The sequence below is a fragment of the Pseudomonas sp. FW306-02-D09B genome (assembly GCF_058782685.1).
The window spans coordinates 138,032-152,076 of the sequence record NZ_JBYSXY010000015.1; the positions used below are offsets into that span (position 1 = coordinate 138,032).

General features: G+C 59.3%; 12 protein-coding genes. 9 read left to right on the forward strand and 3 right to left on the reverse strand.

Features of this window, described 5'->3' with window-relative positions:
* Positions 1–15: 15 nt before the first annotated feature.
* Positions 16–903 carry an acyl-CoA dehydrogenase family protein gene (locus AC3WK5_RS23015; RefSeq protein WP_103318780.1) on the reverse strand — a complete coding sequence of 296 codons (888 nt, stop codon included), beginning with the start codon at positions 901–903 and terminating at the stop codon, positions 16–18.
* Positions 904–1,044: 141 nt separating this feature from the next.
* Here AC3WK5_RS23015 and olsB point away from each other — a divergent pair, with 141 nt between their 5' ends.
* A complete protein-coding gene (olsB, locus tag AC3WK5_RS23020; RefSeq protein ID WP_054596060.1) occupies positions 1,045–1,800 on the forward strand; it encodes an L-ornithine N(alpha)-acyltransferase in 756 nt (251 codons plus the stop codon).
* Positions 1,800–2,594, forward strand: coding sequence for a lysophospholipid acyltransferase family protein (locus AC3WK5_RS23025; RefSeq protein ID WP_054596059.1), 795 nt, complete (start codon positions 1,800–1,802; stop codon positions 2,592–2,594). Before olsB ends, AC3WK5_RS23025 begins: the two co-directional genes overlap by 1 nt.
* 105 nt (positions 2,595–2,699) lie before the next feature.
* On the opposite strand, the gene AC3WK5_RS23030 is transcribed toward AC3WK5_RS23025, so the two are convergent.
* Entirely contained in the window at positions 2,700–3,293 is a 594-nt protein-coding gene (locus AC3WK5_RS23030) for an acyl carrier protein phosphodiesterase (RefSeq protein WP_103318777.1), read from the reverse strand.
* A gap of 154 nt (positions 3,294–3,447) precedes the next feature.
* On the opposite strand from AC3WK5_RS23030, the gene AC3WK5_RS23035 reads away from it, so the two are divergent.
* From AC3WK5_RS23035 to AC3WK5_RS23050, 4 genes are all read left to right on the forward strand, one after another.
* The gene (locus AC3WK5_RS23035) at positions 3,448–3,753 is read left to right on the forward strand and encodes an ArsR/SmtB family transcription factor (protein WP_054596057.1); all 306 of its coding nucleotides are present in this window, start codon (positions 3,448–3,450) and stop codon (positions 3,751–3,753) included.
* Between the two features lie 34 nt (positions 3,754–3,787).
* Positions 3,788–4,954 carry an MFS transporter gene (locus tag AC3WK5_RS23040; RefSeq protein WP_103318774.1) on the forward strand — a complete coding sequence of 389 codons (1,167 nt, stop codon included), beginning with the start codon at positions 3,788–3,790 and terminating at the stop codon, positions 4,952–4,954.
* A 22-nt stretch (positions 4,955–4,976) separates the two neighbouring features.
* Positions 4,977–6,026 (forward strand): alkene reductase, encoded by a 1,050-nt coding sequence (locus tag AC3WK5_RS23045; RefSeq protein WP_103318771.1) that lies wholly within the window; start codon positions 4,977–4,979, stop codon positions 6,024–6,026.
* Positions 6,027–6,384: 358 nt separating this feature from the next.
* Positions 6,385–7,032 (forward strand): hypothetical protein, encoded by a 648-nt coding sequence (locus tag AC3WK5_RS23050; protein ID WP_054596053.1) that lies wholly within the window; start codon positions 6,385–6,387, stop codon positions 7,030–7,032.
* 190 nt (positions 7,033–7,222) lie between these two features.
* Here AC3WK5_RS23050 and emhR read toward each other — a convergent pair whose 3' ends face one another.
* Entirely contained in the window at positions 7,223–7,855 is a 633-nt protein-coding gene (gene emhR, locus AC3WK5_RS23055) for an efflux system transcriptional repressor EmhR (protein ID WP_054596052.1), read from the reverse strand.
* A 267-nt stretch (positions 7,856–8,122) separates the two neighbouring features.
* On the opposite strand from emhR, the gene emhA reads away from it, so the two are divergent.
* Genes emhA through adeC form a run of 3 tightly spaced genes read left to right on the forward strand, consistent with a single transcriptional unit; the run spans position 8,123 to position 13,908 of the window.
* On the forward strand, positions 8,123–9,280 hold the full coding sequence (emhA, locus tag AC3WK5_RS23060) for an efflux RND transporter periplasmic adaptor subunit EmhA (protein ID WP_103318768.1): 1,158 nt from the start codon (positions 8,123–8,125) through the stop codon (positions 9,278–9,280).
* Between the two features lie 3 nt (positions 9,281–9,283).
* Positions 9,284–12,451, forward strand: coding sequence for an efflux RND transporter permease subunit EmhB (emhB, locus tag AC3WK5_RS23065; protein ID WP_054596050.1), 3,168 nt, complete (start codon positions 9,284–9,286; stop codon positions 12,449–12,451).
* Positions 12,448–13,908 carry an AdeC/AdeK/OprM family multidrug efflux complex outer membrane factor gene (gene adeC / locus AC3WK5_RS23070; RefSeq protein WP_103318765.1) on the forward strand — a complete coding sequence of 487 codons (1,461 nt, stop codon included), beginning with the start codon at positions 12,448–12,450 and terminating at the stop codon, positions 13,906–13,908. Before emhB ends, adeC begins: the two co-directional genes overlap by 4 nt.
* Positions 13,909–14,045 lie beyond the last annotated feature (137 nt).

The window sequence follows — 14,045 nt, forward strand, 5'->3', positions numbered from 1 at the left end:
TCGCGAAGAGGCCCTTCAGTTCAGCGAAGATCCCGCCAACGCCTTGGCCAACCGCTTGGCCCGCGCCCCCGCCGCCAGATCGAGCACCGCCTGATCGCGCGTCCACAACGCCGCCCAGTGTGGCGGTCCGGCGGCAAAGGCTTCATTGAGCGCTGGCTCGAGCCCATCGAACTGCGCAAACAACCCGCCCAGCAACACATGCCCGGCGCTACTGTTCGGTGGTTGGCGGCTGACTTCCGCACACCCGGCCAACAGTGCCAACAACTTCAATTGAAGGTCTTGCGGCCAGGCGCTGTCCTGACCGATACCGTACAACCAGGCACTCATAGCGCTGAGTACATAGATGTCTTCCAGGGTGCGGAACGGTTTGACGTACGCGTCCCAGCCATCTCCAGCGAGCAGTTCACACTGCGCGTTGTCGAGAAACAGCCGGCCGTGACTGATGTCCGGCATCAAGGCAATGGCCGGCAGCTTTTCAACCCGTACGCCGGGTTCGCCGGGATACACCAGCGCCAGACTCAAACGCGCTGACTCGCCCTGCTCCTCGCTACGTGCGGCAACCAACAGCCAGTCCGCCGCATCACCCGCGGTCACGAAATCCTTGCGCCCGCTCACACGCAAATCCTTGAGCCGGGTTTGCAGATCCGCCGGGCGCAGGCTGCGCTGTTCAGTCGCACACAATGCCCCCAGGCTCGGCGGTGCGCTGGGCCACAACATACGCAACGCCGCCTGGTATCCCACCAGAAAGGCCAATCCCGGTGTTGCCATCATCCGCCCGCCACGCACCGCCAATTCGAACGGCGTCACCGCACCCAATACCTGCAGCAACGTCGCATACCCCTCTGCCAGGTCGGGGTTTTCGGGCTGGCGCTGGTTACAGTTCAACAAGGCTTGCCAAGGCATAAACGGGTCCTCTGGGGGCTGTCACACAAGCATCACCAAAGCTTCATGGCGATGACACCGGGGCTACATAGCCTGACTTTGCACAACAAAGTCGATCGACTGCAACCCAAGACGGGTGAGCAGCCCGTACGGAGATTCGCAATGACTCAGATCGCCCGCATCAGCGACACCGGCAATGAACGCCGCCTGCAAGCCGAACGCCTGATCGGCGCCGAGGCGTTGCAGGAAGCCCAGGCCCTGCGCTTCAACGTTTTCAGTGGCGAGTTCAACGCCAAGCTCAAAGGCGCAGAGTTGGGTCTGGACATGGATGACTATGATGTTCACTGCGCCCACATTGGCGTGCGTGATTTGAATAGCGGACGCCTGGTAGCAACCACGCGTTTGCTCGACCATCAGGCCGCCAGCAGCCTGGGGCGTTTTTACAGCGAAGAAGAATTCAGCCTGCACGGCCTGGTGCATCTGCAAGGGCCGATCCTGGAGATCGGTCGCACCTGCGTCGACCCGGCCTACCGTAACGGCGGCACCATCGCCGTGCTCTGGGGCGAGTTGGCCGAAGTGCTGAATCAGGGCGGCTACAGCTACCTGATGGGCTGCGCGAGCATCCCGATGCAAGACGGCGGCATTCAGGCCCAGGCGATCATGCAGCGCTTGCGTGAACGCTATCTGTGCACCGAGCACCTGCGCGCCGAACCGAAGAAACCACTGCCGGCCCTCGACATTCCGTCCAACGTGATCGCCGAAATGCCGCCACTGCTCAAGGCCTACATGCGCCTGGGCGCGAAGATCTGCGGTGAGCCGTGCTGGGACGAAGACTTCCAGGTGGCCGACGTGTTCATCCTGCTCAAGCGTGACGAACTGTGCCCGCGTTACGCCAAACACTTCAAGGCGGCAGTCTGATGAGCCGGCTGCGGGTGTACGCGCGGATCGCGCGAGTGCTGCTGGTGGTCGCGCTGGGCTTGAGCATGGCCAGCGTGTTCGGGCTGTTCGAACGCATGGGGGTGGCCAACTCGATGGTCCGGCGCCAACGCTGGTCGCGTTTTTTCATGACCCGGCTGAGCAACGCCCTGCCCTTTCGCGTGACGGTCCACGGTGAACTGCCACAAAAGCCGATGCTCTGGGTCAGCAACCATGTGTCCTGGACCGACATTCCGCTGCTGGGCATGCTCACGCCCTTGTCCTTCCTGTCCAAGGCCGAAGTGCGTACCTGGCCGGTCGCCGGCTGGCTCGCGGCCAAGGCTGGCAGCCTGTTCATTCGTCGAGGTTCGGGTGACAGCCAACTGATCCGCAAACAGATGAGCCGCCACCTGGAGCAGGCCCATCCGTTGTTGATGTTTCCGGAAGGCACCACCACCGATGGCCGTTCGTTGCGTACCTTTCATGGTCGCTTGCTGTCGGCTGCCATCGACGCGGACGTGGCGCTGCAACCGGTGGCCGTTCGTTATCTGCGCGACGGCCAGATCGACCCGCTCGCCCCGTTCATTGGTGATGACGACTTGCTCTCGCACTTGATGCGCTTGTTCGCCAACGATCAGGGCGACGTCGAGATCCATCTGCTCAAACCGATTGCCTGCCACGGTCAGGAACGCGCGGCGCTGGCGTTTGCGGCGCAACAAGCGGTGCAGAAGGCGTTGTTTGGCGACGTGGCAAAACCTGCGGAACCACGACGCGCTGGCGAACTGATTGCCGCATGATCCCGATCCCGACCCAATCCCGTAGGAGCAAAGCTTGCTCGCGATGAACGATGACGCGGTGGTTCAGAAAAACCGCGGTGCATCGATCGCGAGCAAGCTTTGCTCCTACGGATACGGATTCAGGCGCTCCAGATGGTCTTGTGCAAAAAACTGAAGCTGCGGATAGAACAACCGAAAGTCCTCGCTCAACGGCTCATACAGCCGCCGCAATTCCTCCATCGCTGCAGCCAGTTCTTCAGGCCGTGACAGGCGCCGTGAAATCCCCCGCAGCACCTGGTCCAGCACCGCAAACTCCCGATAAGAACCAAGCCAGTCATTCGCCTCCATGTGCGGGGCAATTTGCGCGAGTCGCCCTGGCAACTGCGGTTCGGCAGCCAGCACCCGGTACACATCCGAAGTGAACTGCTCCAGCGGTTGGTCCGCGTAAAGCCTCCAGTCCCGCGCCAGGCAATGGTCGAAAAACACATCGAGCACGATCCCGGCATACCGCCGTCGCGTCAGCGTAAAGCGCGACAACGCCAGGTCGACCAACGGATGGCGGTCGGTAAACACGTCGATGCTGCGATGCAGCTGAATGGCTGCTTCGATCTCCGGATTGAACTGCCCTTGCAGCCGCCCCTTGACGAAATCGCCATACAAACTGCCGAGCATTTGACCGGGGCGCTGGCCACCGAGATGAAGATGTGCGAGATAGTTCATGCCGCGTAGCTTAGCACTGCGCCCTCAATATCGTTATAACCCGATATACCGATTTAGGCTGTCATCAGATCAAAATCATATTGGTATATCGCGAAATATCGATTTAAAGTTCGCCTCATCGCGATATAACGTTTTACCCAACCCGAGCACTGCCATGTCCACCATTGACCTCGACGAAATAATAAAAGCCCTGGCGCACCCGGTACGGCGAGAAATCCTGCACTGGCTCAAAGACCCGACCGTCGAATTCCCCGACCAATCCCACAGCAACGAGCACGGCGTCTGCGCCGGGCAGATCGATCAACGTTGCGGTTTATCGCAGTCCACCGTTTCCGCCCATCTGGCGACCCTGCAACGCGCCGGCCTGATCAGCAGCCGTAAAGTCGGCCAGTGGCATTTTTTCAAACGCAACGAGGAAACCATTCAGGAATTCCTCCGCACCTTCAGCAAAGAGCTCTGACCCTTTACGTCAGTACGCCGATAAGGAATCAACAATGCCCCTCTCGCTCCTCATTCTGGCCCTCAGCGCCTTTGCCATCGGCACCACCGAGTTCGTCATCATGGGCTTGCTGCCCGATGTGGCGGCCGACCTTGGTGTGTCGATCCCTGGCGCCGGGTGGCTGGTGACTGGCTACGCCCTGGGCGTGGCCATCGGCGCGCCGTTCATGGCACTGGCCACCGCCAGACTGCCACGCAAGGCTGCGTTGGTGGTGTTGATGGGTATTTTCATCGTCGGCAACCTGCTCTGCGCCATGGCCAGTGATTATCAGGTGCTGATGTTCGCCCGCGTCGTCACCGCACTGTGCCATGGCGCGTTCTTCGGTATCGGCTCAGTGGTGGCGGCAGGTCTGGTGCCTGCCAACAAGCGGGCTTCGGCCGTCGCACTGATGTTCACCGGCCTGACCCTGGCCAACGTGTTGGGCGTACCGCTGGGCACTGCGCTGGGTCAGGAAGCCGGCTGGCGCTCGACCTTCTGGGCAGTGACCGTGATCGGCGTGATTGCGCTGATCGGCCTGATCCGTTTCCTGCCGGCCAAACGTGACGAAGAAAAACTCGACATGCGCGCCGAACTGAGCGCCCTCAAAGGGGCCGGTATCTGGCTGTCGTTGAGCATGACCGCACTGTTCGCCGCATCGGTCTTTACCTTGTTTACCTATGTCGCACCGCTGTTGGGAGAAGTTACCGGTGTCTCGCCACGCGGCGTGACCTGGACCCTGATGCTCATCGGCCTGGGCCTGACAGTCGGCAACATCATCGGCGGCAAGCTGGCTGACAAAGGCATGGCGGCGACACTGATTGGCGTGTTCATCAGCATGGCGGTGGTCTCCACCGTGCTGACCTGGACCAGCGTCGCAGTGATCCCGACCGAAATCACCCTGTTCCTCTGGGCTACCGCGTGCTTTGCCGCCGTCCCCGCCCTGCAAGTGAACGTAGTGACCTTTGGCAAGGCGGCACCGAACCTGGTGTCGACCTTGAACATCGGCGCTTTCAATGTCGGCAACGCACTCGGTGCCTGGGTTGGCGGCAGCGTCATCGCCCACGGTTTCGGCCTGACCAGCGTGCCCCTCGCGGCCGCTGCGCTGGCGATCCTCGCGCTGCTGGTAACCCTGATTACTTTCCGTCAGAGCGGTAATCCCGAACTGGCCCCTGCTACCAACTGATACCTCACGAGGGTTGTATTAAATGACGACTATTTTCGATCCGATCAAGCTTGGCGACCTGCAACTGGCAAACCGCATCATCATGGCGCCACTGACCCGTTGCCGCGCCGACGAAGGCCGCGTACCGAACGCACTGATGGCTGAATACTACGTGCAGCGCGCGTCCGCCGGCCTGATCCTCAGCGAGGCCACCTCGGTCACGCCGATGGGCGTCGGCTACCCGGACACCCCGGGCATCTGGTCCAACGACCAGGTGCGTGGCTGGAGCAACGTGACCAAAGCGGTCCACGGCGCCGGCGGCAAGATCTTCCTGCAACTGTGGCATGTGGGCCGGGTTTCCCACCCGTCCTACCTGAACGGCGAAGCACCGGTTGCACCGAGCGCCATCCAGCCAAAAGGTCATGTCAGCCTGGTTCGCCCATTGGCCGACTATCCAACGCCACGCGCACTGGAAACCGCTGAAATCGCCGACATCATCGACGCTTACCGCGTCGGTGCGGAAAACGCCAAGGCTGCCGGTTTTGACGGCGTGGAAATCCACGGCGCCAACGGTTACCTGCTCGACCAATTCCTGCAAAGCAGCACCAACCAGCGCACCGACAATTACGGTGGCTCCCTGGAAAACCGTGCTCGCCTGTTGCTGGAAGTGACCGACGCTGCCATCGAAGTCTGGGGCGCAGGTCGCGTCGGTGTGCACCTGGCACCCCGCGCCGACTCCCACGACATGGGCGACGACAACCTGTCCGAGACCTTTACCTACGTCGCTCGCGAACTGGGTAAACGCGGCATCGCGTTCATTTGCTCCCGCGAGAAAGAAGCCGGCGACAGCCTCGGCCCACAACTGAAAGAAGCCTTCGGCGGCCCATACATTGCCAACGAACGTTTCACCAAGGACAGCGCCAACGCCTGGCTCTCCAGCGGCAAGGCCGATGCGGTCGCCTTCGGCGTACCGTTCATCGCCAACCCGGACCTGCCGGCACGCCTGAAAGCCGATGCGCCATTGAACGAACCGCGTCCAGAACTGTTCTACGGCAAGGGTCCGGTCGGCTACATCGACTATCCGACGCTGTAAGCTCCGTTTAAATAAAGAAGCCCCGGGTAGAAATACCCGGGGCTTCTTTATTGGAAAACGCTCAACTAATGAAACAACATCAACATTGCACCGACACTGACAGCGGGGTTAACTTCAACCACCAACACGACTAACACGTTATCTAACATGGACGCCCCCGCACACAAACTTATTATCACACTGACACTCAGCAACCTCACTGACTCGATAGTCTGACGCAACGACGTCATGCTGGATGACACCCCGTCAGCCTTCCCTTCCAACGTCATGCCACTTAGCGCACAGCTGATCGTCCTGAAGGGCTGAGCCGTGGCCCGCAAAGCCCCTGAAACCACTTACTTAATCGAAAGGAATCGACATGAACGACATCAAAGACACCAGCAACAACTACGAAGAGCTGCTCTCGTTTTTCAACTACACCTCCATTGGAATGCTTTACAACCTGACGCCGCTTCTATTCAGCGAGGAAAACCAGCAAGCACTGGATGAGTTGATTGGGGTCGCCAAGGTTGAATTGATCAGCCTGTTAGATCAAATTAATTCGGAGCACGCCCAGAACAAACAAATCGAACAATGGCGAAATCAAAACAAGCGCTCGAACATCACTCGTGTGATAGTCAAACTCATCAATAACTCCCCTCACACGTTTAAAATTGCACAGACCAGCTTGCCACTGCACACATCAGAGCGTGAGTCATTTCTGCTCCCCGCGTACGGCAATACAGCATTCAAATCCGATTTCGCCTATACCTACGCCTATCCTTGGCAAAAAAACAAAATCATGTTCAATCAGTTCGTGGATTTTATCGATCAGAACGTCGGGGTTCGTTTTGATCTCGGCATGATAATGAATACGTCCTTCGGCGTTCTGTCGCCCACACACAGGGCAAGGGTAAAAAACACCGTCACCTCCATTGGCTCATCCAAAATCAATTGCTCAACCCAAATCACGAGCATGGGAGAGAGTGAGCCTTTCAATTTCGAGGTGGAAATCAGGCTGGGCTGAAGCAACGCCCCTTCCGGATTGTTCTCACCTTTTCACATCTACGACACAAAACTCCTACAAAATACGTAGCTTGCTACCTGTCATCCCGAAGCGCGTCCGTATATAAAAGCACCCATTACGACAACGCGGGCGAAGAGTTGATCTTCGCCCGCGTCTATTGACAGAATCGGATCCAATTACGCATCTTGTTTCATTTGCGCAGGCTGGGGCTCAAGCGCAGCATGTCCAGACCCGCGTCGACCCAGCGCGCGGCTTCAGCGTGCAGCTGAAAGCTGTCGGGAGCGAGCAGCCACCCATACAGGATGCCGTCAACATAGGCATGAATGCTGATCGCTGCGCGGGCCGTGTCGAGATTCTCCGGCAACTGGCCTCGTTTCACCGCATTACGCAATGCCAGTTCGATACGCACATTGCACTCCAGACTGACGGTGCGACGCTGCTGGCGCAGATCACACATTTCATCAGTGAATTCGCACTTGTGGAACAGAATCTCATTGATGCGTCGGGTCTTCGGGTCCAGGGCAACTTGATGAAACAAATGAATCAGCAGTTTGCGCATGCATCCCAGCGGATCCTCTTCCTCTGCGCTTTCGCTCGCCCTGGCCATTTCATCCAGCGGTTCATGCAAGCTGTCGAGCATCGCCTGAACCAGATCAGCCTTGTTGCTGAAATGCCAGTAGATGGCCCCACGCGTAACACCGGCCAGGGTCGCAATGTCCGCCAGTGTCGTGCGCGCCACGCCCCTTTCGTAAAAGGCTTTTTCTGCCGCTTCGAGTATCTGGCTGCGAGTTTCTTGAGCTTCCTCTTTGGTGCGACGGACCATGGCAGTAAAACCTCAATCAGGAATGCTTCAGCGATGTCTGTACACCGTCTGAATAAATGTGGGTGCGAGCTCTCTGAGATCTCATCCCCAGCCTACAATTTTCACCTTGCATCGACTTTTGTAACCGGATGGGTACTGAGCCAGGCTATTTACAAACAACCATGAACGTAAGTATATTCCTTAGCAAGCTACTTATCCACCCAGCACAGTTTTTTTACCTTTACACTTTTCTTGTGCGCATGTTGCGCGCCTGACCCGAGGATCTTCATGCAATTCAAGCCAGCTGTTACCGCTCTGGTTACTGCCGTCGCCCTGGCATCGCTGCTCAGCGGATGTAAAAAGGAAGAGGCGCCCCCAGCCCCTCCAACCCCTCAGGTCGGCGTCGTAACCCTTCAACCTCAAGCCTTTACCCTGACATCCGAACTGCCGGGCCGCACAACGGCCTACCGCATCGCGGAAGTTCGCCCACAGGTCAATGGCATCATTCTCAAGCGCCTGTTCAAGGAAGGCGGTGACGTGAAGGAAGGCCAGCAGCTTTACCAGATCGATCCTTCGGTCTATCAGGCCACCCTGAACAGCGCACAAGCCAACCTGCAATCGACCAAGTCGATTTCCGATCGCTACAAGCAACTGGTCAACGAGCAAGCCGTAAGCCGTCAGGAATACGACACTGCCGTGGCCAACCGCCTGCAATCGGAAGCCGCCCTGAAAAGCGCAGAGATCAATGTGCGCTACACCAAGGTTTACGCACCGATTTCCGGTCGCATCGGCCGCTCTTCGGTCACCGAAGGCGCGCTGGTCAACAATGGCCAGGCCGACGCCATGGCCGTGATCCAGCAACTGGACCCGATCTACGTCGACGTTACCCAGTCTTCGGTCGAACTGCTGGAGCTGCGCCGCGAACTGGAAAGCGGTCGTCTGCAAAAGGCCGGCGAGAATGCCGCCATGGTCAAGCTGACCCTCGAAGACGGCAGCCAGTACAAGCAACAGGGCAAGCTCGAATTCTCCGAAGTGTCGGTTGACCAGACCACCGGTTCCGTGACCTTGCGCGCAGTGTTCCCGAACCCTGATCACACCTTGCTGCCGGGCATGTTCGTTCACGCCCAGCTGCAAGCCGGGGTGAACGCTGCCGCGATTCTCGCACCGCAACAGGGCGTGACCCGTGACCTCAAGGGAACGCCAACTGCTCTGGTGGTCGGTCCGGACAACAAGGTCGAGCTGCGTCAGCTCAAGGCCAGCCGCACGGTCGGCAGCCAATGGCTGATTGAAGATGGCCTCAAGGCCGGCGATCGACTGATCACCGAAGGACTGCAATTCGTCAGACCTGGCGTCGTCGTCAAGGCCACTGAAGCAACTAACGTAGACGCAAAGAACCCAGCCCCCGCACAGGCAGCTAACACTGCCGCTGGCGGTAAAGGGGAGTAAACCATGTCGAAATTTTTTATCGACCGTCCGATTTTCGCCTGGGTGATTGCCCTGGTGATCATGTTGGTCGGGGCTTTATCGATCCTCAAGTTGCCGATCAACCAGTACCCGAGCATCGCCCCACCGGCGATTGCCATCTCCGTTACCTACCCGGGCGCTTCTGCACAAACCGTGCAGGACACCGTGGTGCAGGTGATCGAGCAGCAGCTCAACGGTATCGATAACCTGCGTTATGTGTCCTCGGAAAGTAACTCCGACGGCAGCATGACCATTACCGCGACCTTCGAGCAGGGCACCAACTCCGATACCGCGCAGGTCCAGGTCCAGAACAAACTGAACCTGGCCACCCCGCTGCTGCCCCAAGAAGTGCAGCAACAGGGTATCCGCGTGACCAAGGCAGTGAAAAACTTCCTGATGGTCATCGGCGTGGTCTCGCGCGACGGCAGCATGACCAAGGACGACCTGTCCAACTACATCGTTTCCAACATGCAGGACCCGATCTCGCGGACTGCCGGTGTCGGTGACTTCCAGGTGTTTGGTGCCCAGTACGCCATGCGTATCTGGCTCGACCCGGCCAAGTTGAACAACTTCAACCTGACCCCGGTCGATGTCAAAACCGCTATCGCCGCGCAGAACGTCCAGGTTTCCTCCGGTCAACTCGGCGGCCTGCCTGCCCTGCCCGGCCAGCAACTGAACGCCACGATCATCGGCAAGACCCGCTTGCAGACGGCCGAGCAGTTCAAGGAAATCCTGCTGCGGGTCAACAAGGACGGCTCGCAGGTTCGCCTGTCTGACGTTGCCGATGTCGGCCTCGGTGGCGAAAACTACAGCATCAGCGCCCAGTTCAACGGCAGCCCGGCTTCCGGTCTTGCGGTGAAACTGGCCAACGGTGCCAACGCCCTCGACACCGCTAAAGCACTGCGCAAGACCATCGACAACCTCAAGCCATTCTTCCCGGAAGGGATGGAAGTGGTGTTCCCGTACGACACCACTCCGGTGGTGACCGAGTCGATCAAGGGTGTGGTTGAAACCCTGGTCGAAGCGATCGTGCTGGTGTTCCTGGTGATGTTCCTGTTCCTGCAAAACTTCCGCGCCACAGTCATCACCACCATGACCGTACCGGTGGTGCTGCTGGGTACCTTCGGGATCCTCGCGGCGTTCGGCTTCAGCATCAACACCCTGACCATGTTCGGTATGGTGCTCGCCATCGGCTTGCTGGTGGACGATGCCATCGTCGTGGTGGAAAACGTCGAACGGGTGATGAGCGAAGAAGGACTCTCACCCAAGGAAGCCACCAAGAAATCCATGGGCCAGATCCAGGGCGCACTGGTCGGTATCGCACTGGTTCTGTCGGCGGTACTGCTGCCGATGGCGTTCTTCAGCGGTTCGACCGGGGTGATCTACAAGCAGTTCTCGATCACCATCGTTTCGGCCATGGCCCTTTCGGTATTGGTTGCCCTGATCTTCACCCCGGCGCTCTGCGCCACCATGCTCAAGGCGATTCCGAAAGGCGAGCACGGCACTCCGAAACGCGGCTTCTTCGGCTGGTTCAACCGCAACTTCGACCGTAGCGTAAGAAGCTACGAGCGCGGTGTCGGCAACATGCTCAAGCACAAGGCGCCGTACTTGCTGGCCTACATCATCATCGTGGTCGGCATGATCTGGCTGTTCACCCGCATTCCAACGGCGTTCCTGCCGGAAGAAGACCAGGGTGTACTCTTTGCCCAGGTCCAGACCCCGGCCGGCTCTACCTCCCAGCGCACCCAAGTGGTCGTGGACGAGATGCGTGAATTCCTGCTGCGTCCTGGCAAGGACGGTGGTGAAGGCGATGCGGTGAACTCGGTGTTTACCGTGACCGGCTTCAACTTCGCCGGCCGTGGCCAGAGTTCGGGCATGGCGTTCATCATGCTCAGGCCATGGGCCGAGCGGAACGCCGACAACAGCGTGTTCAAGGTTGCGGCCCGTGCCCAACAGCACTTCTTCACCTTCCGTGACGCCATGGTGTTCGCGTTCGCGCCACCGGCGGTACTGGAATTGGGTAACGCCACCGGTTTCGACGTGTTCCTGCAGGATCGCGCCGGCATCGGTCACGACAAGTTGATGGCTGCCCGTAACCAGTTCCTCGGTATGGCGGCGCAGAGCAAGGTGCTGTCGCAGGTCCGTCCGAACGGTTTGAACGACGAACCGCAATACCAGCTGGAAATCGACGATGAAAAGGCCAGTGCCTTGGGCATCACGATGACCGACATCAACAACACGCTGTCGATCGCGCTGGGCAGTAGCTACGTCAACGACTTCATCGACCGTGGTCGAGTGAAAAAGGTTTACGTACAAGGTCAGCCGGGTGCTCGCATGAGCCCTGAAGACCTGAAGAAATGGTATGTACGCAACAGCCAGGGCGCCATGGTTCCGTTCTCCGCGTTCGCCAAGGGTGAGTGGATCTACGGCTCGCCGAAGCTGGCGCGTTACAACGGCGTAGAAGCGGTGGAAATCCTCGGTTCCCCGGCACCTGGCTACAGCACCGGTGAGGCCATGGCCGAAGTCGAAGCCCTGGCCCAGAAACTGCCGGCCGGCGTGGGTATTTCCTGGACCGGCCTGTCGTATGAGGAACGTCTGTCCGGCTCGCAAGCGCCGGCGCTGTACGCTTTGTCGTTGCTGATGGTCTTCCTCTGTCTCGCAGCGCTGTACGAAAGCTGGTCGATTCCGATTGCGGTAATGCTGGTTGTACCGCTGGGGATCATCGGTGCCCTGCTCGCCACCAGCCTGCGCGGTCTGTCCAACGACGTGTACTTCCAGGTGGGTCTGTTGACCACCATCGGTCTGGCGGCGAAAAACGCCATTCTGATTGTCGAATTTGCCAAGGAACTGCATGAACAAGGGCGCAGCCTGAGTGACGCAGCCATCGAAGCGTGCCGGATGCGTTTGCGACCGATCATCATGACCTCGCTGGCGTTCGTCCTCGGTGTGGTACCGCTGGCCATTTCCACTGGCGCAGGCTCGGGTAGCCAGCATGCGATCGGTACCGGGGTTATCGGCGGTATGCTGACGGCCACCGTACTGGCGATCTTCTGGGTCCCACTGTTCTTTGTCACTGTGTCGTCGATGGGTCAACGCAAAACTGCGGATCAGGATGACGTCGCTATAGAAACTTCTAAAGAGGCTGGCCAATGAGCAAGTCGCTACTCTCCCTAGCCATCGCCGCGTTCGTGCTCGGTGGCTGCTCGCTGATACCGGATTATCAGCAGCCTGCCGCACCGATTGCATCGCAATACCCACAAGGTCCGGCGTATTCGCCGGCCCAGGCCGCAAATCAGGCTGCCGCCGAACAAGGCTGGAAGCAGTTTTTCCGTGACCCGGCGCTGCAACAGCTGATCCAGACCGCTCTGGAAAACAACCGCGACCTGCGTGTCGCGGCACTGAACATCGACGCCTTTGCGGCCCAATACCGCATCTCGCGCGCAGACCTGTTCCCGGCCGTCTCGGCGACCGGCACCGGCAGCCGTCAGCGGGTTCCGGCGCGAGCCTCGCAGACCGGTAAAGAGGGCATCAACGCCAGCTACTCGGCCACCGTGGGCGTCAGCGCCTATGAGCTCGACCTGTTCGGTCGGGTTCGCAGCCTGAACGAACAAGCGCTGCAAAACTACTTCGCCACTGAAGAGGCACGCCGCAGCACCCAGATCAGCCTGGTGGCCAGCGTGGCCAACGCCTACCTGACCTGGCAGGCCGACAAGGAACAGCTGAAACTGTCCCAGGACACCCTCGCCACCTTCGAAGAAAGCTACCGGCTCACCTCCCGTAGCAATGAAGTCGGCGTGGCGTCGGCGCTGGACCTGAGCCAGTCGCGTACAGCCGTGGAAACTGCCCGGGTCCAACAGGCGAAATTCACTCGCCTGGTGGCCCAGGACGAAAACAGCCTGGCGCTGCTGTTGGGCACCGGTATACCGGCCAACCTGGCAGCGGGCCAGCCGTTGTCCGATGACCTGCTCAGCGAAGTACCGGCCGGTCTGCCGTCCGACCTGCTGCAACGTCGCCCGGACATCCTTGAAGCCGAACACAAGCTCAAGGCTGCCAACGCCAACATCGGCGCGGCGCGCGCAGCGTTCTTCCCGAGCATCAGCCTGACCGCCAATGCCGGCACCCTGAGCCCGGATCTGTCCGGTCTGTTCAAGGGTGGTTCGGGGACCTGGCTGTTCCAGCCGCAAATCAACCTGCCGATCTTCAATGCCGGTAGCCTGAGCGCCAGCCTGGATTACTCGAAAATCCAGAAAGACATCACGATCGCGCAGTACGAAAAGTCGATCCAGACCGCCTTCCAGGAAGTCTCCGACGGCCTCGCCGCACGCCTGACCTTCAACGAACAGTTGCAGGCCCAGCGTGATCTGGTGGCCGCCAACCAGAACTACTACCGCCTGGCCGAACGTCGCTACCGCATCGGTGTCGACAGCAACCTGACCTTCCTCGACGCCCAGCGTCAGTTGTTCACTGCGCAGCAATCGTTGATCACCGACCGCCTGTCGCAACTGATCAGCGAAGTGAATCTGTACAAGGCTCTCGGCGGTGGCTGGAACGCACAAACCGCGAAGAACGAGCCGGTGAAAGAAGAAGCACCGAAGCTGAAGATGTTCTGATAGCAATGTTCTGAAGCAAAAACGAAGCCCACCATTTGGTGCAATGCTGTTCACTTAAGAAAGTCTGGAGGCCTGAGAAGTATCTGTGGCGAGGGAGCTTGCTCCCGCTGGACTGCGTAGCAGGCCCAATTCAGGGC

Excerpts from the sequence above, each read along its gene's own strand:
- AC3WK5_RS23050 (WP_054596053.1), top strand. The coding sequence starts at position 6,385 with ATGAACGACATCAAAGACACCAGCAACAACTACGAAGAGCTGCTCTCG.
- AC3WK5_RS23045 (WP_103318771.1), top strand. The coding sequence starts at position 4,977 with ATGACGACTATTTTCGATCCGATCAAGCTTGGCGACCTGCAACTGGCA.
- olsB (WP_054596060.1), top strand. The coding sequence starts at position 1,045 with ATGACTCAGATCGCCCGCATCAGCGACACCGGCAATGAACGCCGCCTG.
- AC3WK5_RS23025 (WP_054596059.1), top strand. The coding sequence starts at position 1,800 with ATGAGCCGGCTGCGGGTGTACGCGCGGATCGCGCGAGTGCTGCTGGTG.
- emhR (WP_054596052.1), bottom strand. The coding sequence starts at position 7,855 with ATGGTCCGTCGCACCAAAGAGGAAGCTCAAGAAACTCGCAGCCAGATA.
- AC3WK5_RS23040 (WP_103318774.1), top strand. The coding sequence starts at position 3,788 with ATGCCCCTCTCGCTCCTCATTCTGGCCCTCAGCGCCTTTGCCATCGGC.
- emhB (WP_054596050.1), top strand. The coding sequence starts at position 9,284 with ATGTCGAAATTTTTTATCGACCGTCCGATTTTCGCCTGGGTGATTGCC.
- adeC (WP_103318765.1), top strand. The coding sequence starts at position 12,448 with ATGAGCAAGTCGCTACTCTCCCTAGCCATCGCCGCGTTCGTGCTCGGT.
- AC3WK5_RS23015 (WP_103318780.1), bottom strand. The coding sequence starts at position 903 with ATGCCTTGGCAAGCCTTGTTGAACTGTAACCAGCGCCAGCCCGAAAAC.
- AC3WK5_RS23030 (WP_103318777.1), bottom strand. The coding sequence starts at position 3,293 with ATGAACTATCTCGCACATCTTCATCTCGGTGGCCAGCGCCCCGGTCAA.
- AC3WK5_RS23035 (WP_054596057.1), top strand. The coding sequence starts at position 3,448 with ATGTCCACCATTGACCTCGACGAAATAATAAAAGCCCTGGCGCACCCG.
- emhA (WP_103318768.1), top strand. The coding sequence starts at position 8,123 with ATGCAATTCAAGCCAGCTGTTACCGCTCTGGTTACTGCCGTCGCCCTG.